This is a genomic window from Asanoa sp. NPDC049475 (assembly GCF_040676915.1).
Taxonomy (GTDB): Bacteria; Actinomycetota; Actinomycetes; order Mycobacteriales; family Micromonosporaceae; genus Asanoa.
Window position 1 is genome coordinate 115,279 of record NZ_JBFAPY010000013.1, and the last position, 24,530, is coordinate 139,808.

Below are 24,530 nucleotides of genomic sequence, written 5' to 3' on the forward strand. Positions count from 1 at the left end.
GGTCCAGGGACATACTCTTTCCTTTTCGCGGCCACCCTCGATGAAGACACCTCACACCCAGCAATCAACCACGCCAGGCCGGTTGACCCGGAAATCGCACACTTCCGCAAGTTGTGAGCGCTAACGCTGCCCAGACGGAAGGTAGGAGCTGATGGTTGTCGAGTGGACCGGCGGCAAACGACGACGAGGTATAGCGGCTATTGGCCTTGCGCTCTTGGTAGGAGTGGGAGTGGGCCAACTGACACCGATCATGGCAGCCTCGGCGGAGCGAGCCGCGGCCCCGGGAGCGCCGGGGCCACAGACCCCCACCGCCAAGGTGCCGCTGGCCGGCGTCGACATGACACAGACCTACGTGAACCCGATCAACCTGCCCGGGATGGCGGTGCGCAACATCGTCGGGACGATGCCGCCGACGGACGCGAATGTCGCCAACACCTCGCAGATCCCGGCCAGCCTGAACCTGCCGACGTGGACGGCAGCGTCCGGGCGGACGCTGGCGAGCCGGTCCACCGTCGGTTTCACCAGGATCTCGGAGAACTCCGCCCGGACCGGGGCGGACTGGTCCGCGCTGAACGTCGACGGGACCATCTACCTCTACGCATCGGGCGCGATGCAGAACGCACCCAACAACAACCGCACCGTCTGGTCCACCACCGACTACCTGACATGGACGCCGCACCAGATGAACCTGGGCCTGGTCGCACCCACGGTCGTGCAGATCGGCGACACGTTCTACATGGCCGGCAACAACACCCCGGTCTATCGATCGGACTCGCCCACCGGGCCGTGGACCAGCATGGGGAGTTTCCTGCGCCCGACCGGCCAGACCCTGAGCGTCGGCGACGTGCAGTTCTTCCTTGACACGGACGGCCGGCTGTACCTGACGTACAACATCGGCTCGCCGATCATGGGCGCCGAGCTCGACCCGAACAATCCTCGGCAGCTCATCAGCGACCCGGTCGTGCTCTGGACCTTCGACCCGCGCCAGGAGTGGCAGCACATCGGTGACAACAAGGCGACCTACACGCATGGGTACGTGGAGGGGTCGCAACTGTTCAAGGTGAGAGACACCTACTACCTCTCGGTCGCGTCCGGTGGCACCGAGTTCACCACGTACGCGACCGGCGTAATGACGTCTGACAAACCGCTCTCCGGCTTCGAGGTCACCCAGCAGAATCCCATCGGCTACGGCAACAACCACCCGAGTGCGGTCTATCCGAACGCCGGGCACGGCAGTTTCGTCCTGGACAAGTCCGGCAACCTGGTGTTCTTCTACACCTACGTCATCGCCTACGAGGAGTTCTTCGAGCGGCGACTGGGAATGGACATCTGCACCGTTATCCCCGCCGGCCCGAAACAGGGAGACGTCGACTGCGAGTTGTCCAACACGCCGCAGCTGGCCCCGGGGAAGAAGATCTCAGGCCGGGACGACGTCGGGCTCTACAACGTGGCCACGAACAGCCAGGCGTACTGGGCGAGCAGCTACGCCCCCGGGCGCAACCCGTACTACGGCAGCGACCGGTCTCTGTCCACGTGGTGGGAGCCGGCTGACGGCGACATCGCGCCCACGTACATCAGGGGCTTCGGGACCGTCTTCCACATCTCCGCCGCGCAGATCCAGTGGAAGGAACTCGGGCGCACGTTCACCAAGGACAACGCGGTGCGGTACACGCTGGAGTACAAGGACATCCCCACCAACACGTGGCGTCCCCTGGTCGACAGGAGCACGAACACCACCGCGTACACGGCCGACTACGTCACCTTCGACCGGGTGCTGACGAACGCCGTCCGGCTGAAGGTCCTGGGTACGACCGAGAACGTCAAGGTCGGCGTCCACGAGCTCAACGTGTTCGGAGAGAACTACAACCTGGCCGTCGAGAAGGGCATGATCACTCCGTAGTCCCGGTCGCGCGGCCGTACCGTCAGGAGCGGGCGAGATCACCGGATCTCGCCCGCTCCCTCTTGTCGCCGAGCGCCTCAGGGCGCCTACGCTCGCTTGCGCACCGTCAACCTCTGGTAGTTGGCGGCGTGGGGCTGGTAGGTCGGGTTGCCGGAGTAGGCGACGTGCACCCGGTACCTCCCGGGCTGCAGATCAGCGGTCGGCAGGTCGACGACGGCCTTACCGTCGACGAGTGTCACGACCTGCACGGCGCCGCCGAAGGTGACGGTGACCTCGCCGGTCGGGGTCGGCGCGTTGTGCTGGTGCCCACCCGCCGGCCCCACTGTCACCTTCAGTCGGAACGTGTCCCCGCGGACCACCGACGCCGGCGCGGCCTTGGCGTGGACCTTGACGGCCGCGGGGCCGGAGGGCACCTCGAACGGCGCCGTAACGTCCGACGCCTTCAGGTAGTCGAACCCGAGGTACTCGGCCTTGACCGTCCGGGCGCCCGCGGGCAAACCCGCCGGGAGCGTGACCGTGGCCGCGCCGTCGCTCAGATGGGCGAGCGTCGACCACGAGCCGACGCTGAACCTCACCTGACCGCCGGTCTCGAACCCGTCGGCCGCCGTGACCGTGGCGATGGCCGTGGTCGTCTGGGCCCCGCTCGCGTACGGCTCGACAGCCACCTCGGTGGTGGTCGTGACGTCGCTGTTCGGGATCCCGCGGATGTCGTTCCACTCGCGGACGGTCAGCGGGATCACGGTGCCGTGACGCGGACGGACGACACCCGCGTTGGTCATCGTGATCGCCTTGGCGTTCCAGGTCGGAGCCTCGATGTTCTCGTGGCAGGCGGCCTGGTACCCCCCGCCGTTGGTGTACCGGTCACCCCAGAGGTAGAACTGGCCGGGGCAGGAGGTGTCGCCCGGGTTGGCCTTGAAGATGACCGGGCCCTCGTACCCCTGGTTGGCGACCCATGTCGTACGCCCCAGGGCCGGCGCGACCAACGTCCAGTTGTTGATGTCGCTGTCCAGGAAGTCGGTGTGCTTCTCGGAGAAGATGTCCGAGCCCTGGTTGCCTGCCTCGTTCTTGGTCACCCGGTAGTAGTGGTCACCGACCCGGATCGCGGTCGTGTCGATCCGCGACAGCGGGGCCGGGTTCTGCCAGACGTTCGGAGCGGAGAACGTCTGGAAGTCGCGCGTCGTGGCGTACCACATCTGCGCGTTGCCCTGACCGGTGCGGTTCACCGGGTCGTTCCACAGCGACTGCGCCCAGAACACGACGTAGGCGCCGATCTCCTCGACCCACAGCGACTCAGGTGCGAAGGCGTTGCCCGCGTTGTCGGGCGCGACCTTGACGTGCCGCTGAGGGGTCCAGTGCACGAGGTCGTGCGACTCGAACACCTCGATGTACTGGGTGTCGTTGATCGCGTAACCGCCCTGGTCGTACCAGTTCAGGTCGGTGGCGATCATGTAGAAGGTGTCGCCGTCGGGTGAGCGGACGATGTGCGGGTCACGAAGGCCCTGATCGCCCAGTTGGGAGATGAGCGACGGCCGGCCTCCGGTCAGACCGGTCCAGTCCAGCGCGGTGTTTCCATTGGACGTAGCGAACATGATCTGCTCGCCGTCGGCGATTCCCTCACCTTTGAAGTACCCCATGAAGTACCGCTCGTAGTCCTCCGAACGAGCCTGGGCGGTGACGGTCACCGGGAACGACTTCGTCTGCGAGGCTGATCCCTTGGTGATGCTCGCCGTCAGGGTGGCGGCGACATCCGCATGGCCGAAGCCCGGGCGGGTCACCTCACCCGTCGCGGTGACGAGGTCGGTGGTCGAGCGCCAGGTGATCGTGGATCCGAACTCGCCGCGGGCAGGGAGGTTCAGGTTTCCGCGTACGTCGTCGGTGGCGTACAGGGTCAGGTCGAAGCTGTCACGGTCGACGGCCTGCGCGTCGTCGAACTCGGCCTTCACCACGACCGGGATCTCCCGGGTGGTGACCTCCTGGGCGCCCTTGCGCACGGTCGCCGTGAGCGTGGCTGTCGCGTCTGGCTGCCCCTGCGCGGGTCGAGTGATCCTCCCGGTCACCGAAACCTTGCGCGCGCTGGGCAGGGCCGGTGGGGTGTAGACCTGGACGACCGACGGATCCGAGCTCGCCCACGTGATGGCCGAGCCCGCCACGGAGCCCACCTTGGGTAGGGTGATGTCGCGCACGACCGCATTGGTCAGGCCGAGGTCGATGGCGGCGGCGTCGTCGCGAACGCCGTCCGAGACGGTCCGCTGCGCCAGGGCGAGTGTCTCGTCGGGGCTCACCGCCCGGTCGTAAACCCGGAAGTCCCGGATCGTGCCGCGGAACGAGTAGTGGCCCGACGTCTGCGAGCGGCCGAGGAAGTTGCAGTTGGTCCCCGCCGCGTTCACCGACGGCGGGGACGTCAGGTTCGCCGACGTCACGTGCAACACGCCGTCGAGGTAGAGCCTGCCGGTCCAGCTCGTCCCGTTCGGGTTCAACGACTGGGTGTAGGTGACGTGTGTCCACGCTCCTTCGAGCATGCGGACCCGGTTCTGTTGCAGGTTCACCGAGCCCACCGCGACCCGGAACCGCTGAGTGTTCGACGCGAAGATGGAGCCCTGGGCGCCGCTGTCGACGTCACAGGAGCCGGACTTGCGACCGAAGCCCCACATCTGGTGCTCGCCCACATTCGCCGGGTCGATCCACACGTCGTAGTCGACCGTGAGGTTGGACATGCCGGCGGTGATGTCGTTCGGCAGTCTCACGTACGCGCCGTCAAGGGCGCTCTCGTAGGAGTCGGGGTTGAACCTGACCCCGTCGCCGGTCAAGGTCGCCTTCCCAGGATTGACGAGCGTGGCATTCGCCGCCACGCCCGCGCTACCCGAGTTCTCCAGCGTCGTCCCACTGGTCTCGTCGAGGGCGAAGTGGTGCACCAGACCCTCGGTGAGCTGCTCCTCGGCAGCGTACGAGGGTGGAGCGGCGAAGGAGACCGAGAGAAGCGCACCCAGTGCCAGGACCGCGACACCTCTGCCCTTCCGACTCAGCCTGGGACGGGACCTTCGCTGTCGCAGTCTCAATTGATCCTCCTCGACAGGTGGTGGGACTCCTTCTGAAGTGGACGGTGCTTGCTCACGCTAACTACGGCGTGCAGCCAGGTCAACGCGGTGCGTCACATTGCTCGTCGTCGCACCGCCGTCCGCGTTCGAGCTCGTGGGTCTCGTTGTCGGGATCGATTGGCCCACCGACCTCGGGAACTTTGTTGGGATCTCTTAAGCCCATGTGATCACTTGACCCCGCTCCAGGATTCGGGCCTGAAGGCACCGGACATCGACGTCCTGGACGTCGATCTGCCGGTCGATGGATTGAACAGCCGCGACCGCTGCGGATTCGGCCAGGACGCAGAACACCGGTTCCATCCTGGTGGCGGCGTACCCGATGTGCGTGGCGGAGAGGCAGACCGGGACCAGCAGGTTGCCGCAGTCGGACTGCTTCGGGGTGACGGCCCGGTACGGGATCGGATACGGCTTGCCCGTGCCGAGATGCCCGCCGATGAACATGTCACCTTCGGTCGCGACGCCGACCTGCCCGGTCTCCGGGTCGCGATGTGGTATTCGTCGGGTCGGATAGACGTCCACTCCGAACAGTGCCAGACCGATGCTGTCGGCGGGTGCTGTCCGGTTGCGCACATCGTCATGAGTGACGGTGTATCGCCCGTCAAGTCGTCGTGACACCCGCACGTACAACTGGGGCGGCCAGCCGTCGGTCGCGGGGAACACAGCCGCGTCCAACCCGTGCGCCGCCGTCTCGGCCCGGAACTCCTCTGGTACTGCTGGATCCGTCGACAGGAAGTGGTGCAGACCACGGAGATAGTCGATGTGACAACGCCATACACGCGACCGCTCGTCCCAGTCTCCGTCCTGGTACGCCCGACTCACCCCGAGCGGAGCGTTGCTGATCAGAGACGCGCGCTGATAGTTGTACTCGCCCGAGTTGAGCCAGCCGGGAAAGATCCCGCGCAGCGCCGTGAGGTCATCGCCTTGGTGGATGACGTACCGCCTGACGAGCTCGAAGTCGGATGGGTGGTAGTCGTCGGGCGGAGTGAGTTCGGCGCGACGGGCGGGATCGGTCGTCACGTACAGGCGGAAGTTGTAGGCCTGCGTGTAGTCGTCAGCGGCTCCGAGGGGGCGGCCGTGATCGGCGTCGAGGTGGGAGAGCAGCCCGCTGGCGCTGTCCCCGGGTACGGCGTACGGGTCGATGGGCGTCCAGTTCGTGACCGGGCGCACTCCGGCGACCTGCTCGCCGTACGCGTCCCGCGATTCCCGCCCGGTGCGGTAGGGCACGCCGGCCAGAGCCATGACGTCGCCCTCGTACGAGGCGTCGATGAAGACCGACGCCGCCACGACGGTGTCGAGAACGGATTCGGAGGCGGGCAGCGGGACTCCCCACCGGTCGGGTTGTGAGGTCTCGAGCTGGAGGGCGGCGATCCGGTTGCCCTCTCGCCGCACCGAACGAACGCGACGTTCGAAGATCACGGTGATGCCTGTGCCGGCGATCCATTCGTGGAACCCGCGCATGATGTCGCGCGGGTCGTCGCCGAGTTCGAGAATCACGTCGCGGGTCACGCCGCCGACGGCCGCGGGAACCGGGCAGTCCTGACGCGGCTTGATCCCCGCGCTGAGCATGCCGCCCAGCCAGCGGCTCGGCTCGATGAGGATGACGGACGCGCCCTCCTGGTAAGCGGTGATCGCGGCAACGCAACCTGCCGGTGTGCCGCCGTAGACGCACACGTCGGCCGTTTTCGTCGAAGTCATGCCATGCACTTTCGCGGAGTCCCATATCCGCTGGACATAGCGACTCTGACCACGACCATGTACTTTTTTGCCATGGTCATTCTCTATGGCCACCTGCTGGCTCCGCCTCGGGAGCAGTTCAGTCGCGCCGTCGACACCTACGACGTCTGGTGTCTGCTGCTGGCGCGGACCGGGTCGTTCGCCTTCGAGGTCTCGGCCGGCGGGCGACGGGTGGCGCAGCGCCATGACATCGTCGTCTGCCCGCCCGGCGGAACGCTCTGGCGCCGGATGCTGACGCCGACGTCCTTCTTCCACGCGCGCTTCCACACCGAGCTGGAGCCTCCGGTCGGCCTGACGCGCGTACGGGATCTCGATCGGCTCCGCGCCGATCTCGCGCTGCTCGAAGCCGCTCGGGCGCACGCCGATCTGGTGGCGGCGCACGTCGTCGCCGACCTGATCCTGATGATGCGCGGTCAATCCGAGACACCCGAGGACGACCTGGTGCGTCAGGCGACGGCGTACATTCTGGACCACTTCGCCCGCCCGGACCTGTCGCTGCGCCGGCTGGCCGCCCTGCTCGGGATCAGCCCGGCGCAGCTCTCCCGGCGTTTCCGAGCCGTGCGGGGCGTCACCCCGGTCGCGTACCTCCGGGGTGTTCGGCTGCAGAAGGCCCGTGAGCTGCTGGCGGAGACCGACGACACGCTGCAGGCGATCGCCGAGCGCTGCGGATACCGCAGTGCGTTCTATCTCAGCCGGGTCTTCAGCGATCGCACCGGGCAGTCACCGTCGCGATACCGCAAGGACAGCCGCGTCTGAGCGGCGGTGGACGCGTCCACCGCCGCTCAGACGCGTTTCGTCAGGGACAGATGACCGGCGGATAGGGAACCCGCCGGACCTCGTACGCCGGCCGGCCGCCGGCATCGACCACCGAGGCGTCGACGGTCACTTTGCCCGCCGGGAGGCCCACCGAACCAGTCGCGAACGTCTGCGAGACAGGCGTGCGGGGCGGCACGCCCCGGAACTCCTTCGTGCCCCACGGGGTGGTGATGCGAATTGCCGCCGGTGACTTCTCGCGGTTCGTCGCCTCCACGGTTACGGCGCTGCCGGGTGACTGGCAGACCGAGCGAGCCCGGGTCGACAGATCCACCTCGTCATCGCCGGGCGGCATGAGCCGCAGCGCCCGGAACAGGCTCGGATCCTTCGACTCGGCGACACCCTTGCCCCAGGTGCTCCAGCCGCGGCGGCCGGAGCCGTCGTTCTCGTTGACGGCGATGGTGGCGGCCATGACGCGGTCGGCGGGGTCGACCCCGAGCGCCGCCCACGTCGCCGCGAGTTCGTAGGTGGTCGTCTTCGTCACCTCGTCGCGCTTGACCGCGGTGGACAGGCCGTTCGTGCCGCCGCTGACGGGCAGCCAGCGGGTGGCATCGACCGGGCCGGCGTCGGTCAGGGCGGTACCGATCTCGCCCACCGGCTGGACACCCTCGCCGGGCCAGCCCGGTGACGAACCGAGTTGGACGCTGTCGCCTTGCCAGATGGAGGCGTCTCTCGCCGGCTGCGCGTGGACATCGTCGGTGAGCCGGGCGGTGACGTAGAGGCGGTCGTCGTCGTGGGTGATCCACAGGCTCCCGCTCAGGTCGGACGGGCCGCCCCACCCGGAGATCACCTGCTCGGCGGCGCCAAGGTTCTGCGCGGGAAGGTTCGCGAGCCCGGGATCCACGACCCCGTCCACCGTGACTGACTGGTACGGCACGTCCACCGCAACCGCACCGGCCGACACGACGACGCCCGTCGCCGCGTCGGTCGACGGGCCGGATACGGTCGCCGACCAGGTGCCGAAGGCGGCCAGCGGAACGTCCTGCACAGCGGTTGCTCCGCCGTCGACCCGCGTGCCGGCGAGCACCGTTCCGCCTGTTCCGCCGACGCTCCAGGTGACGCCGTCGAGGCGCACCTCATGGCTGCTGCGGTTGCGGACCTTGAGCCGCAGCACGTCGGCTCCGGTGGCGCTGAGCGCGTGCCCGCCGGTCAGCTGCAACGCGGGCTGGACCGCGGCGGCGGCCGTCAGCACGCCGATGGCGTGACCGCCCTCCTGGAGGACTCCGGCCCAGGTGCGCGGCCCGACCGGCGCCGGTGCCAACTGGGCCGGCACGTCCTGCGTCGTCGCGGCGGCCACGGTTGCCGTCGTGGTCAGCCCGTCGGAGACGAGTGACACGCTGCGGGCGGAGTCGCTGGTGTTGACGACGCGCCAGGTGGCGTCCGGTGCGACGCCGGCGACCGCCTCCGTCACGGTCAGCGAGAACGGCGAGCTCGTCGCGACCTGGCCCAGCGTGCCCCGCACGTATGTCGGCTCGGGACCGACCGAGACGTGTATGCGCCCGTCGGCGTCCGGTTCGACGACCATCGTGGTGCCGTAAAGGTTGGTGACACTCACCGGACCGGTTGCCTGGACGCTCCAGGTCTGCGGCGTCAGCGCCCACAGCGCCTGCATCCGAGTGCCGCCCGGCTCCCCCGAACGCGAGCCGAACTCGACGCCGTAGCGGCCGGTGCCCAGCGGCAGCACGCCGCGTACCGGCCGCCCAGCGGTCTGTCGGGTGAGCACGCCCTGCGCGGTGAACGCGGGCTTCGGGGCGTACGCGCCGCGGGCGTCGGCCTGGTTGCGGATGATCCCGAAGTTGTGTTCGGCGTCGGCGGGGTTCGTGCCGTCGTCCTTGAAGTCGTAGATCGTGTACCGGCCGATGCCGTCGCCGAGGGCGAGCAACTGGGTCCGAGCGAGGTTGCGGGCTTGGACCGCGGGTGTCACGCCGGGTGCGTTGGCCGTCGTGTACCACCCGTGCTCGGTGAACCAGATCGGCATGTCGGCGTGGCCGGCCGCGGCGAACTTCTGGCGCAGGATCGCCACGTGGGCCTCGAAGACCTCGGGCTCGGCCGTGAAGTTGTACGGGTGGGTCGTGAAGGCGTCGATGTGGTCGAGCCCGCCCGCGGCGATGAAGCCGTCGAGCCAGGCCTGCCAGTCGTTCATCGGCGCGAGCGCGGGACCGGTGATGACGGCGTCCGGATGCGCGGCCTTCACCTTGGCAGCGGTGGCCGTCAGTAGCGCCACGTAGTTCTGCGGCGTGGCTCCGGCAGGCCCGTCGACGTCGCGGATGTTCCACTCGTTCCACACCTCGTACGCGGCGTGCGCGGTGCCGAAGTGGTCGGCGGAGGCCAGGGCGTACGCGGCGAATCCGGCGCGCCCGGCATCGGTCGCGGGTGCTTCGCCCTGGTGGTAGAGGGCGTTGCCGTAGTCGAGGATCTGCAGGGAGTCCACGTCGTTGGCGCGCAGCGCCACCACGGCGTTGTCCACGCGGACGGGGAAGGCGTAGACACCCTTGGTCTTCTCGACCTCCGACCAGTACGCTTCGTCGCGCGCGAAGCCCAGACCGGCCTCGCCGAGCAAGGGGGCGGAGGCGGTCGGCCAGGTGCCTCCGTAGTGGGCGGACGCGCCGATGCGCCGTTCGCGCAGCGTGCTGCCGGGCAGCACGGAGATGTCGGTGCCGCCGGCAACCGTAGTGCCGTCCGGCTGGACGGCGTCGATGGCGACCGTGTACCAGCCGGTGGGCAGCGTGCCCAGGGAGATGGTGTTGCCGAGCTGGGCCGGACTGCCCGAGCCCGAGGCGACGACGGCCCCGTACGCGTCCCGCGCCGTCCAGCTCAGCGACGTGGCGGCGGTGTCGACGCCGAAGGCCACGGTGTCACCGGTGCTGAAGGCGTTGCCGAGGGTCGTCGGCCGGATGGCCAGGGCCGGTGGCGGCCCTTGGACGACGACGTCGTCGACGTCCAGAGTCACCGCGGGACCGGGCTTGATCCTGAACGCGTCGATGAGCAGTGAGATCTGGGTCAGCGGACCGTGCCACACGCCGTCGTTGGCACCACCCCAGTGCCCGTACTGCGAACCGCCGGCGAAGGTGGTGACCGAGAGCCGCTGCCACGAGGCGCCGGGGGAGAGCGCGAGGGTCTGCTGATGAGCCTGCCCGGTGCTGTCGACGAGGCGGAGCACCAGGCCGGTGAGCTCGACGCTGCGCACGGAGAGATCCAGTCGCTGGAGGTCGAGGGAGGCGACCGACCGCGCCATCTCGACCGTTCCGCTCGGCGCGGTCGCCTGGACGCGGGCCGAGGCGTTGCCGCTCGCCGGGGCGTCGGTCGTGGTGGTGAGGGTCGCGGTGGCGCCGCCCGCGGTGACCGGGAACCACGGGCTGGTGCCGTTCTCGAAGTCGCCGATGACCACCGGGCCGGTGCTCGCGGCGGCGGGCTGGGGCAGCGCCGTCAGCGCGGTGGCGACGGTGGCCAGGCATGTCACGACGGCCAGCGCGTGCCGAACGGGAAGTCTTCGTGGGCGGATGAGGGAGGGGATCGTCCTGAGCATGGGCACTCCTCAATCAGCGTCGGATGATCGCGATGCTGAGGGTGGGGCGGGACGAGCGAGGGGGTTTGTGCCTGCGAAAGCGGTTTCGCACTCAGGCGATTTTGCGCGGGCGCCCGGCGGCTGTCAACGGGTCCGCGCCGGTATGCTTCCGGCATGCCGTCGGACCGCAGCATCCGGTTGAGCGATATCGCCGCGATCGCCGGGGTGTCGCTGTCCACCGCGTCGAAAGCCCTCAACGGGGGCGATCGCGTCTCGGACGAGACCCGGGCTCGCGTGCGCGAGATCGCCGAACGGCTCGACTTCCAGCCGAACGCCCTGGCCCGCTCGTTCGCTCTCGGGCGCAGCCGCACCATCGGCGTCCTGACCTACCGGGCGGCCAGCACCTTCGCCGGCCCGGTCCTCATCGGGGCGGTGCTCGCGCTCGGCGAGCTGCAGCAGGCATCGCTCGTGTTCGACGAAGACCTCCTTGTGCCCCGCGAGATCACCAGGAGCATCCGGGATCTGCAGGCGCGCCGGATCGACGGCCTGCTCGTCGTCGGCGACGGCCACGAGCGGATGTCGCCCTCGGTGACGCACCACTTCGGCGTGCCCGTCACCTACGCGTTCGCCGCGTCGGACCACCCCGAGGACGTCGTCTACCTGCCTGACAACGAGGGCGCCGGCCGCCTGGCGACGCGGCATCTGATCGATCGGGGGCGCACGCGGATCGCACACATCACGGGGACGGCCGACAGCATCGCCGTGCGGCTTCGCGAGCGGGGGATGCGGGCGGAGCTGACGGCGGCCGGGCTCGAGCAGGCCGGCTCGACCCGCTTCGGGACGTGGTCCAGCGACTCGGGCGCCGACGCGATGTCCGCGGTGCTCGACTCGGGCGCCGAGATCGACGCCGTCTTCTGCGGCAACGACCACATCGGGCTGGGCGTGCTCGGTGTCTGCAAGGCCCGCGGGCTCCGGGTGCCGGACGACGTCGCCGTGGTCGGCGTCGACAACTGGGAAGGCGTCGTCCTGGACCAGAGCACTCGGCGGCTGACCACTGTCGACCTGGAACTTCAGCGGCTCGGCCGGCTGGCGGCCGCCGACGTGCTGGCGCCCGACCGCATCCCCGGGGAACATCTCGTGCCGCCGACTCTGGTGCTCGGCCCGTCGTCCTGAGGGCCCCCCAATCTCGTAAGGCCTCTCGTCCGATGACCGTCCTAGCGGGACGGTCATTTTCTTGTGCGCCCGTCGTAACCGGGTGTTGACATTGCCGGAACACGTGTGCTTCTCTGCTGCGAAAGCAGTTTCGCAAAATCAATCTCGACTGTGAGGTTCACGCGCGTGCCGAAGCTCATCCGACCCGCCCGGGTGCTGGTCACCGGCGCCGACGGGACGCTCGGCCGGCCCACGGTGGAGGCGCTCACCGATCGCGGCATCGCGGTCACCGGGCTGTCTCGCACCTGGTCCGCGCCCACCCGCGCGGACCGGGTCGTCACCGGCGACGCCGCCGACGAAGACCTGGTGCGCTCCGCACTGACCGACGTCGACGCGGTCGTCCACCTGGCGGCGACGGCCCATCCCAGCCTCGACACGCCCCGGGCGGTTTTCGTCGGCAACACCTCCGCCACGTTCACCGTCCTCGCGTCGGCCGGGGAGGCGGGGGTACGCCGGGCGGTTATCGCCAGCTCGATCAACGCCTTCGGCGTACCGATGAACCGGCATGGGATCAAGCCGGCGTACTACCCGCTGGACGAGGATTCGCCAATCGCGCACGACGACGCGTACTCGCTGTCCAAGTGGGTCGACGAGCACATCGGCGCGTATGCCTGCAGCCGCTGGGACATGACCGTCGTCGCACTGCGCTTCCCGCTCGTCCGCGAACTGGATGCGCTGCGCGAGACGGTGCCGCGGATGCTCGCGGCGCCGGGCGAACCGGCCCGGCTGGCCCGCGAAGGCTGGGCGTACCTGGAGATGGCCGACGCCGTGGACGCCATCGTGCGCGGCCTCACGGAGCCGGTCGCCGGGATGCACGCGCTGCTGGTCGCCGCGGACGACACGATCATGACCGAACCCACCGAAGAGCTGCTCGACCGGTACGCCGACGGCGTCGAGCGCCGCCGGTCCTTCCCCGGGCGGCAGGCCCCGGTCGACACGTCGGCCGCGCGCCGGGTCCTCGGCTGGGCGCCCACTGTCTCGATCGAAGATGGCCGGACCGTGGAGGCATCCGCATGAGCACGCTGCCCGCCGCCTCCGCCTTCGCCCAGCCGTGGGAGGCGCCCGACGACGTGCGCATCACCCGCGTCCGGGCGATCGCTACCGCGCCGGAAGGCATCCCGCTGCTCGTCGTGAAGGTCGAGACCAGTGAGGACGGCCTCTACGGGCTGGGCTGCGCCACCTTCACCCAGCGTTGGAAGGCCGTCGCCGCCTACGTCGAGGAGCACCTGGCCCGACTGGTCGTCGGGCGGTACCCCGGCGACATCGAGGACCTCGTACGGCTCGCGCGGTTCTCGTCCTACTGGCGCGAAGGCCCGGTCGGCAACAACGCGATCTCCGGTCTCGATCAGGCGTTGTGGGACATCGCCGGCAAGCGGGCCGGCCGGCCGGTGCACGAGCTCCTCGGCGGCAAGGTCCGCGCGGCCGCCGACACGTACCTGCACGCCGCCGGGGCCACCGTGGCCGAGACCCTCGATCATGCCGAACGCCTGCGGGAGCAGGGTCTGCGGCACATCCGGCTGCAGACCGGTCAGGCGGGCACCGGCCACTACGGCGCGCCGGTGCTGCCGCCGACCGCGACCGACTACGCGTACGCCGGTGGCTGGGACGTCGAGGAGTACCTACGGCGTACGCCGGAACTGTTCGCCGCTGCCCGCGACCGGCTCGGCCCCGACATCGCCCTGCTGCACGACGTGCACTCGCGGCTCACCCCGAAACAAGCCGTCGTGCTCGCCCGCTCCCTCGAGGCGTACCGCCTGTTCTTCCTGGAAGACGTCATCGCGCCCGAGCACTGGGACCGGCTGCCCGAGGTCCGGGCGGCCTCGCCGGTGCCCTTGGCCGTCGGCGAGCTCACCACCTCGCTCACCGACGCGGCCCGGCTGGTGCTCGGCGGCGGCGTCGACTTCATCCGCTCGCACATCTCCGGCATCGGCGGCCTCACCGCGGCCCGCAAGATCGCGGCTGCCGCGGAACTGGTCGGTGTCCGCACCGCCTGGCACGCTCCGGGCGACACGTCGCCGATCGGCGCGGCGGCCAACGTCGCCCTGGATGTGACCAGCCCGGCGTTCGGCATCCAGGAGGGCCACGTGTACGGCGACGCCGTACACGAGGTGTTCCCCGGGACGCTGCGGATCGAGCGCGGCTGGCTGCGTCCCCTTGAGGCGCCGGGCTGGGGCATCGACCTCGACGAGACGGCCGCCGCCCGGTATCCGGCCGGTCTGGCCGGCCATGACGCCTGGGCCGCGCGCGTACGCGGCCGAGACGGGGGACTCATCGCTCCCTGATCCGCGCACCGCTTTCCACGGGGTGATCCAGCACAACGACTTTCTGCGAGGAGACTCATGAGAAGCACCAGAAGACGGATTCTCGTGCCGGCAGCCCTGGCGGTCGCGGCACTCGCCCTGCCAGCGGGCTGCGGCAGCGGGTCGAACGACGAGCAGTCCGGACCAGTTTCGATCACCGTCGGCGGCATGCCCACCGCCCAGCAGCCGGAGCAGCTGGCCGCCTTCAAGCGCAAGGTCACCGACTTCACCGCGGCCAATCCCGACATCAAGGTCGTCGGCGACGAAGCCGTCTTCGACATCCGCACGTTCCAGGCCCAGCTCGCCGGCGGCCAGCTGCCGACGGTCTCCTTGGTCCCGTTCACCGAGATGCAGGGCCTGATCGAACGCAAGCAGATCGCGGACATCACCAGCGCGCTGCCCGCCGACTCGGCCGTCAACCGGATCAATCCGTCGATCCTCAAGGTGGCCAAGGACTCCGCCGGCCACGTCTACGGTGTGCCGATCCAGGCGTACAGCATGGGTCTGCTCTACAACCGCGACCTGTTCAAGAAGGCGGGCCTGGACCCGGACAAGCCGCCGGCCACGTGGGACGAGGTGCGCGCCGCCGCGAAGGCCATCCAGACGGCGGCCGGTGTCCAGGGCTTCGGCAGCATGACGAAGGACAACACGGGTGGCTGGGTGCTCACCGCCATGAGCTACGCCAACGGCGGCACCATCGCATCGGCCGACGGCAAGAACGCCACCGTCGACAACGACGGCACGCGCGCCGCCCTGGAGTTCTATCGCTCCCTGCGCTGGGACGACAACACGTTCGGCTCGAACTTCCTGCTCGGGTACAACGACGCGATGAAGGCGTTCGCCGGCGGCAAGATGGGCATGTTCGTGCAGGGCGCTGACGCGTACCCGGTGGTCGTGTCGAACATGGGCATGAAGCCCGACGACTTCGGCCTCGCCCCCCTGCCGCAGGCCAGCCAGGGGCTGGGCACACTCGGCGGCGGCACGGTTGCGATCGTCAACCCGCGGGCGTCGGCGCGCGAGGTCAAGGCCGCGATCAAATGGCTGGAGTTCGAGAACTTCCGCAAGTACAGCAGTGAACAGGACGCGGTCACGGACGCCAAGGCGAAGGTCGCCGACAAGCAGCCGGTCGGCGCGCCCGCGCTGCCGCTGTTCGACCAGCAGACCACCGACCGGTACCTCGGCTGGGTCAAGGACTACGTCAACGTCCCCCGCCAGAACTACGCCGCGTTCTTCGCGACGGCCCAGACGGTGCCGATCGTCCCCGAGCCGCAGACGAAGGCCCAGGAGACCTACGGCACGCTCGACACCGTGGTCCAGGCCGTCCTGACCCGCAAGAACGCCGACATCAACGCGCTGCTGGCCGACGCGCAGCGCAAGGTCCAGGGGATCATCGACGCCGGCTGACCATCGCCCGATCCATCGCCGCGCCGCGAACCCGTGGCGCGGCGACCCGGCCGACACGAGGTGATTGCCCTGACCGCTGCCATTGCGACCCGCCCGGCGCCCGACGTGCCCACGGCCGCGCCGCGCCGCCGTCCGCGCGGCCCCATCCACTGGGTACGCCGCGGCGGGCTGACCACGCTGCTGTTCTTTCTGCCCATGCTGCTGTCGTTCGGGCTGTTCTCGTGGTGGCCGATTCTGCGGTCGCTGCCCCTGAGCGTCCAGCGCACCAACTTCCTGACGACCGAATGGGTGGGCCTGGACAACTTCACCCGGGTCCTCCAGGATCCGTTGCTGGTCACCGCCGCGCTCAACACGCTGTGGTTCGCGGTGCTGGCCCTCGTGATCGGTTTCCCGGTGCCCATCCTGTTCGCGGTGGTCATCGCGGAGCTGCGGCGCACCCGCGGGCTGGCTTCGGTCCTGGTCTACCTGCCAGTCATCTTCCCGCCCGTGGTCGCGGTCCTGCTGTGGAAGGCGTTCTTCGACCCGAGCCCGACCGGTGTGCTCAACACGACCCTCGGGTGGTTCGGGCTCGGCCCGCTTGCCTGGCTCAACGACGGCGATCTGGCCATGCCCTCCATCGTGCTGCAGGCGACCTGGGCGTCGTTCGGCACGGCAACGATCATCTACCTCGCCACGCTCATGGGCGTGCAGACGGAGCTGTACGACGCCGCGGAGACCGACGGCGCCGGCGCGTTCCGCCGGTTCTGGCACGTCACGCTGCCGCAGATGCGCGGCGTGCTGCTGGTCATGCTGCTGCTCCAGCTCATCGGCACCTTCCAGGTCTTCACCGAGCCGTACATCATGACCAACGGCGGTCCCGAGAACCGCACGGTGACGATCCTCATGCTGATCTACCGGTACGCCTTCGTCTCCGGCGACTACGGGCGCGCGACGGCGTTGAGCCTGCTGCTGGCGGTCGCGTTGTCGGCGCTGTCCTGGATCTACCTGCGGGCGACCCAGCGATGGAGCACGTCATGACGGCCACGGAACGCAGCATCCTGTCCCGCCTCGACCGGCGCCGCCCCGGCGTACGCGTCGCCCTCGCCGCCGTCCGGGCACTGGTGTTCACCGTTCTCGTCGTCTTGTGTGTCGGGCCGCTGTTCTGGCTGTTCAAGGCGGCCACGTCCACGTCGACCGAGAGCCTGTCCGGCCCGTTCTCGCTGTGGCCGAGTGGCATCCATTGGAGCACCTTCGCCCAGGTGTGGACGAAGGTCGACTTCGCCCGCTACTTCGTCAACACGCTGTGGCTCATGGCCGGCTCGCTGTTCTTCGGGCTGCTGGTCGCGACGACGGGCGGCTACGGGCTGGCCGTCCTCAAGCCCCGGTACGCCAAGGCGGTGTACGGCGCGATCCTCGCCACCCTCTTCATCCCCGGGGTCATCTCACTCGTCTCGCTCTACCTGACCGTGATGGATGTGCCGTTCGTGCACACCAACCTGATCGGCACCTTGTGGGCGGTTTGGCTGCCCGCCTCGGCCAACGCGGTCAACGTCCTGCTCATGCAGCGGTTCTTCGCCGCCATCCCGGGCGAGCTGTTCGAGGCGGCCCGGATCGACGGCGCGGGCCCGTTCCGGATCCTCCGCTCGCTCGTCCTGCCCATGTCGCGGCCGATCCTTGGGGTGGTGAGCCTGCTGACGCTCGTCGGGGCGTACAAGGAGTTCCTGTGGCCGCTGCTGGTGCTGCCGAACCCGCAGGATCAGCCGATCTCGGTCGCGCTGCCGCGGTTGGAGACCTCCGGAGACTTCGCGCAGTTCATGGCGGCGCTGTTCATCTCCGTCATCATCCCGGTGGCCTTGTTCCTCGTGTTCCAGCGGCAGTTCTTGCAGGCGGCCGGAAACTCGGGAGCGCTGAAGGGATGATCACCAGCATTGTCCACATCAGACCTAAACCGGAAGGACGTCATGCCCCGCTTCGACCTGGGCCTTGACGAGCTACGCGCGTACCGACCCGACATCCGCGAACCGGCGGATTTCGACGAGTTCTGGGCGCATACGCTCGCCGAGGCGCGCGCCGCCGGTGACGAGCCGACGTTCGTCCCCGTCGACACGCCGCTCGCCGCCTGCCGCGTCTACGACGTGCGATTTCCTGGGTACGCCGGTGAGCCGGTCGCGGGTTGGCTGCTCATCCCGTCCGGCGCGGAATCGCCGCTGCCCGCCGTGGTGCAGTACCTCGGTTACGGCGCGGGCCGTGGACTGCCGCACGAATGGCTCACCTGGGTCGCGGCCGGGTACGCGTTCTTCGTCATGGACACCCGTGGCCAAGGTGCGACGTGGGGCGTCGGTGGCGTCACTCCCGACCCCCACGGCAGCGGCCCGGCCGCCGGCGGCGTCATGACCCGGGGCATCGAAAGCCCTGAGAGCTACTACTACCGCCGCGTCTACACCGATGCGGTACGCGCGATCGACGCCGTGCGGAAGCATCCGATGGTGGACGCGGCGCGCGTGGCCGTCGGCGGCGGCAGCCAAGGCGGCGGCATCGCGCTGGCCGCCGCCGGCCTGGCCGACGACCTCGTCGCCGTGCTGCCGGACGTGCCGTTCCTGTGTCACTTCGAGCGGGCCGTCGGCATGACCGGGCGCGATCCGTACCAGGAGATCGTCCGCTACCTCGCCGTCCGGCGGGAGACCAGGGACCAGGTCTTCGCGACGCTGTCGTACTTCGACGGCGCGACCTTCGCCGCTCGCGCGTCCGCCGCCGCGTTGTTCTCCGTCGGGCTGCTCGACCAGATATGCCCACCGTCCACCGTGTTCGCCGCCTACAACGCGTACGCGGGGGAGAAGGACATCACCGTCCACCATTACAACGAGCACGAGGGCGGCGCCGCGAGCCAATGGCCGGTGCAGGCGGCCTTCCTCGGTGCTCGGTGCGGCTCGTGAGCGCGGTGCGCTACGGCGTGAACTACCTGCCGAGCCGCGAGTGGTGGTACGCCTGGGTCGATTGGGACGACGCCGACATCGCCCGTGACCTCGACGTCATCGCCGGGCTCGGCTTCGACCACGTCCGCATCCAGTGCCTGTGGCCGCTGTTCCAGCCGAACCCGGCGTACGTCTCCCCAGTGCTGCTGTCCCGACTCGTCCGGCTGCTCGACCTCGCACACGCATACGGCCTGGCGGTCTGCCCGACGGTGCTCGACGGCTGGCTGAGCGGCTTCGACTTCCGCCCTGCCTGGCTGCGCGACGCCGAGCCCTTCACCGACCCGGCCACCGTGGAGGCAGCGGCCTTCCTGGTGACCGAGGTCGCCAGGGCCGTCGCCGGGCACCCGGCCCTGTGGTGCCTCGACATCGCCAACGAACCCAACGTCCTCATGCGGAAGGCGGGTCTCGGCCACGGAAGGTGTGACGGCTGGGCGCAGCGCATGGTCGCCGCCGCCCGCGGTGGGGCGCCCGGCTTACCGGTGACAGTGGGTGTGGATCACGAGCCTTGGATGACCGGTGATTGCGCGCTGACCGCGGAAGCCGTCGTGGCGGCCTCGGACCTGGTGGCGATCCACGCGTGGCCCTACTTCACCGGCGCGTTGCGGCGCTTCGGTGAGCTTGAGCGGGGCGCTTGGGCGATCCCCGACTATCTGGCGCAGATCGCACTGGGCACTATGGATGGACCGCGCAAACCCCTGTGGGTGCAGGAGGTCGGCGTGTCCGAGCTGTGGCTCAAGCGCACGACGGTGCCGGACTTCGCCGAACGGATGCTGCGCCGAATCGCCGCGATTCCGGAGGTCGCGGCCGTGACCTGGTGGGCGTCACACGACATCGACCGCCGCTTCGCCGGTTTCGACGAGCTGGAATACGGCCTTGGACTGATCGACGCGATGAACAACGTCAAGCCCGTCGGAGTACGCGTCCGTGACGTCATCGCCGAACTCCGCGCCCGCGACACCGCGGAAACCAATCCGGAAACCATCGCATTGCCGCCGAACGGCGTGCCGGACCTGGACTTCGCGGAGACGTGGTTCGCCCGAATGGGAGCAGACGTCGGCCCACGCATCATACGCGAGAAGGAGACGACCGCTGGATGACGCTTGCCCATGAGCTGTTACATGGTCCAGAGTGGATCGCATTTGAGTCGTGTCAACGAGACCTCCTTGAAGGCGGTCGCGTACGGATAGTGGCGGCTGCGGCCGCCGCCCAACCGGTCGTGCGCTCGGCCCCGTCCGTAACCACCATTTCGAGAGGGTAACGACTGCGGTGAGTGCGCAACTGGAGACTGAAGTCCTCGTCGTCGGCGGCGGCGTCGGCGGCGTGGCCGCCGCCCTGGCCGCGAGCCGGCTCGGCCGGAAGGTGATCCTTACCGAATCCACCGACTGGCTCGGCGGCCAGCTGACCGGCCAGGCCGTGCCACCCGACGAGAACGCCTGGATCGAAACCCAGCTCACGGCCACCAGCTACGCCGACTTCCGGCGCCGCATCCGCCAGCACTACCGGGACAACTACCCGCTGACGCCGCAGGCCGCGGCCCACCCGTTGCTCAACCCCGGCCTCGGGCTCGTCAGCCGGCTGTGCCACGAACCCCGAGCCGCCCTCGCCGTTATCGAGGCGCTGCTGGCTCCCTGGCAGTCGGCCGCTCGCCTGACCGTCCTGCTCGAGCACGAACCGGTCGCCGCGCACACCACCGGTGACCAGATCACCGCGGTCACCCTGCGCCGGCCCGACGGCGGCGACGTGACCATCACTGCCCACTACGTCCTGGACGCCACCGAGCTCGGCGACCTGCTGCCCCTGGCCGGCGTCGAGCACGTGATCGGTGCCGAGGGCCAGGACGAGACCGGCGAACCCCACGCTCTGCCGGTCGCCAACCCACTCGACCAGCAGGCGATCTCGTGGTGCTTCGCGGTGGACTACCGGCCCGGCGAGGACCACACCATCGACCGGCCCGCCGGGTACGAGCACTGGCGGACGACGGTCGCACCGTTCTGGCCCGGCCCGCAGCTGTCCTGGACCGACGTCGAACCGATCACGCTCGCCACGCGTACCCGTCCCATCTTCCGCGGCCGACCCGACAGCGCCCACGCCGACGACCTGTGGCACTACCGGCGCATCTTGGCCGCCCGCCAGCTGACCGACGCCAGCTTCGGCGACATCACGCTGGTCAACTGGCCGCAGATCGACTACTGGGAAGCCCCGCTGCTCGGCGTCGACGACAACACCCGGGCCGCTGCCCTCGAAGGTGCCCGCGACCTGTCATTGTCGTTCCTCCACTGGATGCAGACCGAAGCTCCCCGCCTCGACGGGCAGGGCGCCGGCTACCCGGGACTGCGACTGCGCGGCGACGTCACCGGCACGCTCGACGGGCTGGCCAAGGCCGCCTACGTCCGCGAGTCGCGGCGGATCCGGGCCGAGTTCACCGTGCTGGAGCAGCACGTCGGCGTAGAGGCCCGGCCGCCCGGTGCCGGCAGCGAGACCTTCCCCGACAGCGTCGGCCTCGGCCACTACCGCATCGACCTGCACCCCAGCACGGCCGGGCGGACGTACGTCGACATCGAGTCGTACCCCTTCCAGATCCCGCTCGGCGCGCTCATCCCGGTTCGCGTCGACAACCTCCTCGCCGCCGGCAAGAACATCGGCAGCACGCACATCACCAACGGCTGCTACCGGCTGCACCCGGTCGAGTGGAGCATCGGCGAGGCCGCAGGCGCCATGGCCGCGTACTGCCTCGACCGCGGCGTACCGCCCCGCAAGGTGCGCAACGACCAGACCCACCTGAGCGACTACCAGCGCCTGCTCACCGAAACCCTCGGCATCGCCCTCGCCTGGCCAGACGAGATCCGCGTACACCGAGCGCCCCAGTGACCGCTGCAGGGGGAACAGTTGACGAACGACTCCTGGATGGCCGCTTCGCTCAGGGGTCCCACGCCGGCGACGCTAACCGGCGCCGCGCCGTGGGTCACGCATCGAGGTTCATGCCGACGGTTCGCATCAGCTAGGCGTTGCTCGCGGTGTCGATAAGCTGGGTAGCTCCCTCTCGACCCAGTCGGCCCTGCCGTGCAGATCCCGCGACCGGAGCGCGGCGACCACCACGCATTGCGGTAGCCAGGGCACCCTTTCGGTCGGAAGGCGTGATCGTCTGCGGTGTCGCTGCTGTTCACCGTGCTGGCGAGAACGCCCGTCGGGCGGGCGCGAGGGTGCTACCGCCTTCGTTGACCCAGGCCGGTTGCTCGTCGTCGGCTACTTCGACCGGAGCCGGCACCGCAGTCATGACGGCCAGGATCGCCTGCGCTCGCGTGAAGTTGGCCGGGTCGGCGGCTTCGGCGATCATCTTGTCGGCTGCCGCGGGTGCGGTCGGTGGCGGGACCACGAGCAGGTCGACCTGATCACCGCCGTAGGTGGTGGCGATCACTACGGCCGGGTCGACGCTGGCGAACCAACCTACCCGCACCACGCCGTCGCCGACCGCGATCCGCCTGAAGCGAGTGTCCCAGGTGGAGTTGTTGAGCATAAGCTGGCGAATTGTCCCGTAGCGGGCGGACAGGGCCAGGACCAGGCCGGGAAGCTCGGCGACGGGGTCCCAGGACCGGGGCCACCAGCCGCCGTCGAGGACGGCCTGGTTGGCGCGGACAGGGGCGAGGACCAGTCGTGGCGATGATGGCGGCGTGGACACCACGATGGTGGCGCGTTCAGAGGTGGTGGGCACGGCGGTACCGTCCTGACGGGAAAGGGGCGCGGCAGTGGCGTCCCGAAGTGGTTGGACGGCAACCCGGCAAGGCGTGCCGAACGTGGCCGCTACCGGTATGTGTGCCAGCCCATCAGGCCGTACGCCGCGGGGACCGTCTAGCGCGGAACGGCGTCCGCCGTCATGGTGGCGTTGGATCGGTGCGGCGCGTCCGCCAGCGGCGGGCTGTCGGCCGCCGGGGTCTCGAGCGACGCCCCAACCCTACGCCGGTTCACCGCCACGGGCCATGCCGCCGTCGACCACCGACGCCCGGTCGAGGAGCGTGGCGACTTCGTGGGCGAGCGTGCCGATGCTCTCGCCGTGGTAGACGCCGGCCAACTCGTCGAGGAGCCGGGCGGCGACCGCTGCCTGCGCTGTCGTCACCGCTGCCGGCGCGCCGGTAACCCACCGGTCTCCGGCGAGTTGCTTTCGCAGCTGTTCGGCGTACTCGTCGCGGTTGAGCGGGTTACCAGCGTTGTCGCGGGCGGTCATCGTGGGACGGGGCGCCACCGCGCCGGCGGCCGGGGCAACGCTGAACGCCGCATGGGCTGGGCAGTAGTCGGTCTGCCGGACCGGGTCGTGGGTCCAGCCTGCGGCGTGGTCCCGTGCCCACACACGGGCGTCCGCGTCGTTGCGCCACGACTCGATCGGGGGCGGCTCGACCTGCACCGCGCATCCCGCGACGTCGCAACTGAGCACGACGCGCCGGGCCGTGCCGCGTGCGCTGGACAGGTGCAGACTCATCGCTGCCTGCTCTCCGGGGTCGTCACACCGCACGCCGAAGGTCGACGTCTATGCCCGGAACGCTACTCCTCTTCGGAGCGGTGGATATGGAGCGCGTTCCACCCATCCGGCTGCCCGATCTCGTCGACGGCGGCGCGCCCGCCGCGTCATCGACCCACTCCGTTCAACTGCCGCGAAGAAGCATTCATACGGTACGGCCGGCGAGTCGGACGGACGCGATCGGTATAACCAATGCAATGTCCTGATTACGTCGAGTAGGCACCCTTGCTCCTTATATGCTGGTACGAATCTGCGTGAAGCACTCAAAACCGATACGAGGGGATTTCAGCATCATGCGCGTCTTCAGGACAGCGGGTCTCGCCGTAACGGTGGCCGCGATGGCCCTGGCCATGGCGGCGTGCGGCTCGGACACCAGCCCGTCCAACGCCCTCCAGCCGACCGGTACAGCGACGGCCACGTCCCCTGGCGGGGGTTCGACACGCAGCCCTCAGCCGACGGATACCGCGACCGCCGGCAGGAGCAGCCAGGTCTTCGGCCCAGGTTGCGCCTCGCTGCCGACCTCGGGCGCCGGCAGCCTGTCGTCGATGGCCAACCAGCCGGTCGCCACCGCGGTGGCCAGCAGCCCGCAGATGTCGACGCTGTCGAACGCGATCAAGACGGCGGGGCTCACCGACACGCTGAACAATGCCCAGAACATCACGCTGTTCGCACCGACCAACGACGCGTTCAACAAGGTCGGGCAGTCGCAGCTCAACGCCCTGCTGGCCAACAAGCAGCAGCTGAGCCGCACGCTGCAGTACCACGTCGTGCCAGAGCGGCTGAGCCCGAACGACCTGGATGGCACACACCGGACCATGGAAGGCCAAGACCTGACCGTCACGGGCAGCGGTGAGGACTTCACCGTCAACAACACCGCGAACGTGGTATGCGGCAACATCCAGACGAGGAACGCGACGATCTACATGATCGACTCGGTGCTCACACCGCTGACGTCGGGCACGCCGACGCCGAACGCCACCTGAGCTGAAGCAGTGGTAGGAGCGGTGGGGGGGGGGAGCGGAGACCTTGGGAAGGGGAGCCCGCAACCCAAATAATTTGGGGTCGGCCCCACCGCGGACAAAGCGCACCCCCCCCCCGCGCCGGGG

At 69.3% G+C, this 24,530-nt stretch carries 17 protein-coding genes; 12 read left to right on the forward strand and 5 right to left on the reverse strand.

Annotation, left to right across the window (positions count from 1 at the left end):
* Window positions 1-229: 229 nt before the first annotated feature.
* The gene (locus AB0J88_RS37825) at window positions 230-1,900 is read left to right on the forward strand and encodes a family 43 glycosylhydrolase (protein WP_364360484.1); all 1,671 of its coding nucleotides are present in this window, start codon (window positions 230-232) and stop codon (window positions 1,898-1,900) included.
* A gap of 86 nt (window positions 1,901-1,986) precedes the next feature.
* Here the strand turns inward: AB0J88_RS37825 and AB0J88_RS37830 are convergent, their stop codons facing one another.
* Window positions 1,987-4,956 (reverse strand): immunoglobulin-like domain-containing protein, encoded by a 2,970-nt coding sequence (locus AB0J88_RS37830; RefSeq protein ID WP_364360486.1) that lies wholly within the window; start codon window positions 4,954-4,956, stop codon window positions 1,987-1,989.
* Window positions 4,957-5,148: 192 nt separating this feature from the next.
* The gene (locus tag AB0J88_RS37835; RefSeq protein ID WP_364738164.1) at window positions 5,149-6,690 is read right to left on the reverse strand and encodes an FAD-dependent oxidoreductase; all 1,542 of its coding nucleotides are present in this window, start codon (window positions 6,688-6,690) and stop codon (window positions 5,149-5,151) included.
* A 72-nt stretch (window positions 6,691-6,762) separates the two neighbouring features.
* Here AB0J88_RS37835 and AB0J88_RS37840 point away from each other — a divergent pair, with 72 nt between their 5' ends.
* Window positions 6,763-7,485 (forward strand): helix-turn-helix transcriptional regulator, encoded by a 723-nt coding sequence (locus tag AB0J88_RS37840; protein WP_364738167.1) that lies wholly within the window; start codon window positions 6,763-6,765, stop codon window positions 7,483-7,485.
* Between the two features lie 40 nt (window positions 7,486-7,525).
* On the opposite strand, the gene AB0J88_RS37845 is transcribed toward AB0J88_RS37840, so the two are convergent.
* Window positions 7,526-11,068 (reverse strand): hypothetical protein, encoded by a 3,543-nt coding sequence (locus tag AB0J88_RS37845; RefSeq protein ID WP_364360492.1) that lies wholly within the window; start codon window positions 11,066-11,068, stop codon window positions 7,526-7,528.
* Between the two features lie 153 nt (window positions 11,069-11,221).
* Here AB0J88_RS37845 and AB0J88_RS37850 point away from each other — a divergent pair, with 153 nt between their 5' ends.
* From AB0J88_RS37850 to AB0J88_RS37890, 9 genes are all read left to right on the forward strand, one after another.
* Window positions 11,222-12,220: a LacI family DNA-binding transcriptional regulator gene (locus AB0J88_RS37850; protein WP_364360494.1), complete on the forward strand. Its 999-nt coding sequence runs from the start codon at window positions 11,222-11,224 to the stop codon at window positions 12,218-12,220.
* Window positions 12,221-12,385: 165 nt separating this feature from the next.
* Window positions 12,386-13,276, forward strand: a complete 891-nt coding sequence (locus tag AB0J88_RS37855; RefSeq protein WP_364360496.1) for an NAD(P)-dependent oxidoreductase — start codon at window positions 12,386-12,388, stop codon at window positions 13,274-13,276.
* Window positions 13,273-14,541: an enolase C-terminal domain-like protein gene (locus AB0J88_RS37860; protein ID WP_364360498.1), complete on the forward strand. Its 1,269-nt coding sequence runs from the start codon at window positions 13,273-13,275 to the stop codon at window positions 14,539-14,541. The genes AB0J88_RS37855 and AB0J88_RS37860 overlap by 4 nt, the downstream gene beginning before the upstream one ends.
* Before the next feature lie 57 nt (window positions 14,542-14,598).
* Entirely contained in the window at window positions 14,599-15,963 is a 1,365-nt protein-coding gene (locus tag AB0J88_RS37865) for an extracellular solute-binding protein (protein ID WP_364360500.1), read from the forward strand.
* A 60-nt stretch (window positions 15,964-16,023) separates the two neighbouring features.
* Window positions 16,024-16,980, forward strand: coding sequence for a sugar ABC transporter permease (locus AB0J88_RS37870; RefSeq protein ID WP_364360502.1), 957 nt, complete (start codon window positions 16,024-16,026; stop codon window positions 16,978-16,980).
* Window positions 16,977-17,861 carry a carbohydrate ABC transporter permease gene (locus AB0J88_RS37875; protein WP_364360504.1) on the forward strand — a complete coding sequence of 295 codons (885 nt, stop codon included), beginning with the start codon at window positions 16,977-16,979 and terminating at the stop codon, window positions 17,859-17,861. The genes AB0J88_RS37870 and AB0J88_RS37875 overlap by 4 nt, the downstream gene beginning before the upstream one ends.
* 42 nt (window positions 17,862-17,903) lie before the next feature.
* Window positions 17,904-18,875 (forward strand): acetylxylan esterase, encoded by a 972-nt coding sequence (locus AB0J88_RS37880; RefSeq protein ID WP_364360506.1) that lies wholly within the window; start codon window positions 17,904-17,906, stop codon window positions 18,873-18,875.
* Window positions 18,872-20,011: a hypothetical protein gene (locus tag AB0J88_RS37885; protein WP_364360508.1), complete on the forward strand. Its 1,140-nt coding sequence runs from the start codon at window positions 18,872-18,874 to the stop codon at window positions 20,009-20,011. Before AB0J88_RS37880 ends, AB0J88_RS37885 begins: the two co-directional genes overlap by 4 nt.
* A 169-nt stretch (window positions 20,012-20,180) precedes the next feature.
* Window positions 20,181-21,782: an FAD-dependent oxidoreductase gene (locus AB0J88_RS37890; RefSeq protein ID WP_364360510.1), complete on the forward strand. Its 1,602-nt coding sequence runs from the start codon at window positions 20,181-20,183 to the stop codon at window positions 21,780-21,782.
* 292 nt (window positions 21,783-22,074) lie between these two features.
* Here AB0J88_RS37890 and AB0J88_RS37895 read toward each other — a convergent pair whose 3' ends face one another.
* Together AB0J88_RS37895 and AB0J88_RS37900 are read right to left on the reverse strand one after the other, a co-directional pair.
* Window positions 22,075-22,623 (reverse strand): DUF5994 family protein, encoded by a 549-nt coding sequence (locus AB0J88_RS37895; RefSeq protein ID WP_364360512.1) that lies wholly within the window; start codon window positions 22,621-22,623, stop codon window positions 22,075-22,077.
* A gap of 240 nt (window positions 22,624-22,863) precedes the next feature.
* On the reverse strand, window positions 22,864-23,385 hold the full coding sequence (locus AB0J88_RS37900) for a hypothetical protein (RefSeq protein WP_364360514.1): 522 nt from the start codon (window positions 23,383-23,385) through the stop codon (window positions 22,864-22,866).
* Window positions 23,386-23,969: 584 nt separating this feature from the next.
* Between AB0J88_RS37900 and AB0J88_RS37905 the strand changes: the two genes are divergently transcribed.
* Window positions 23,970-24,407 (forward strand): fasciclin domain-containing protein, encoded by a 438-nt coding sequence (locus AB0J88_RS37905; RefSeq protein ID WP_364360516.1) that lies wholly within the window; start codon window positions 23,970-23,972, stop codon window positions 24,405-24,407.
* Window positions 24,408-24,530: the final 123 nt, after the last annotated feature.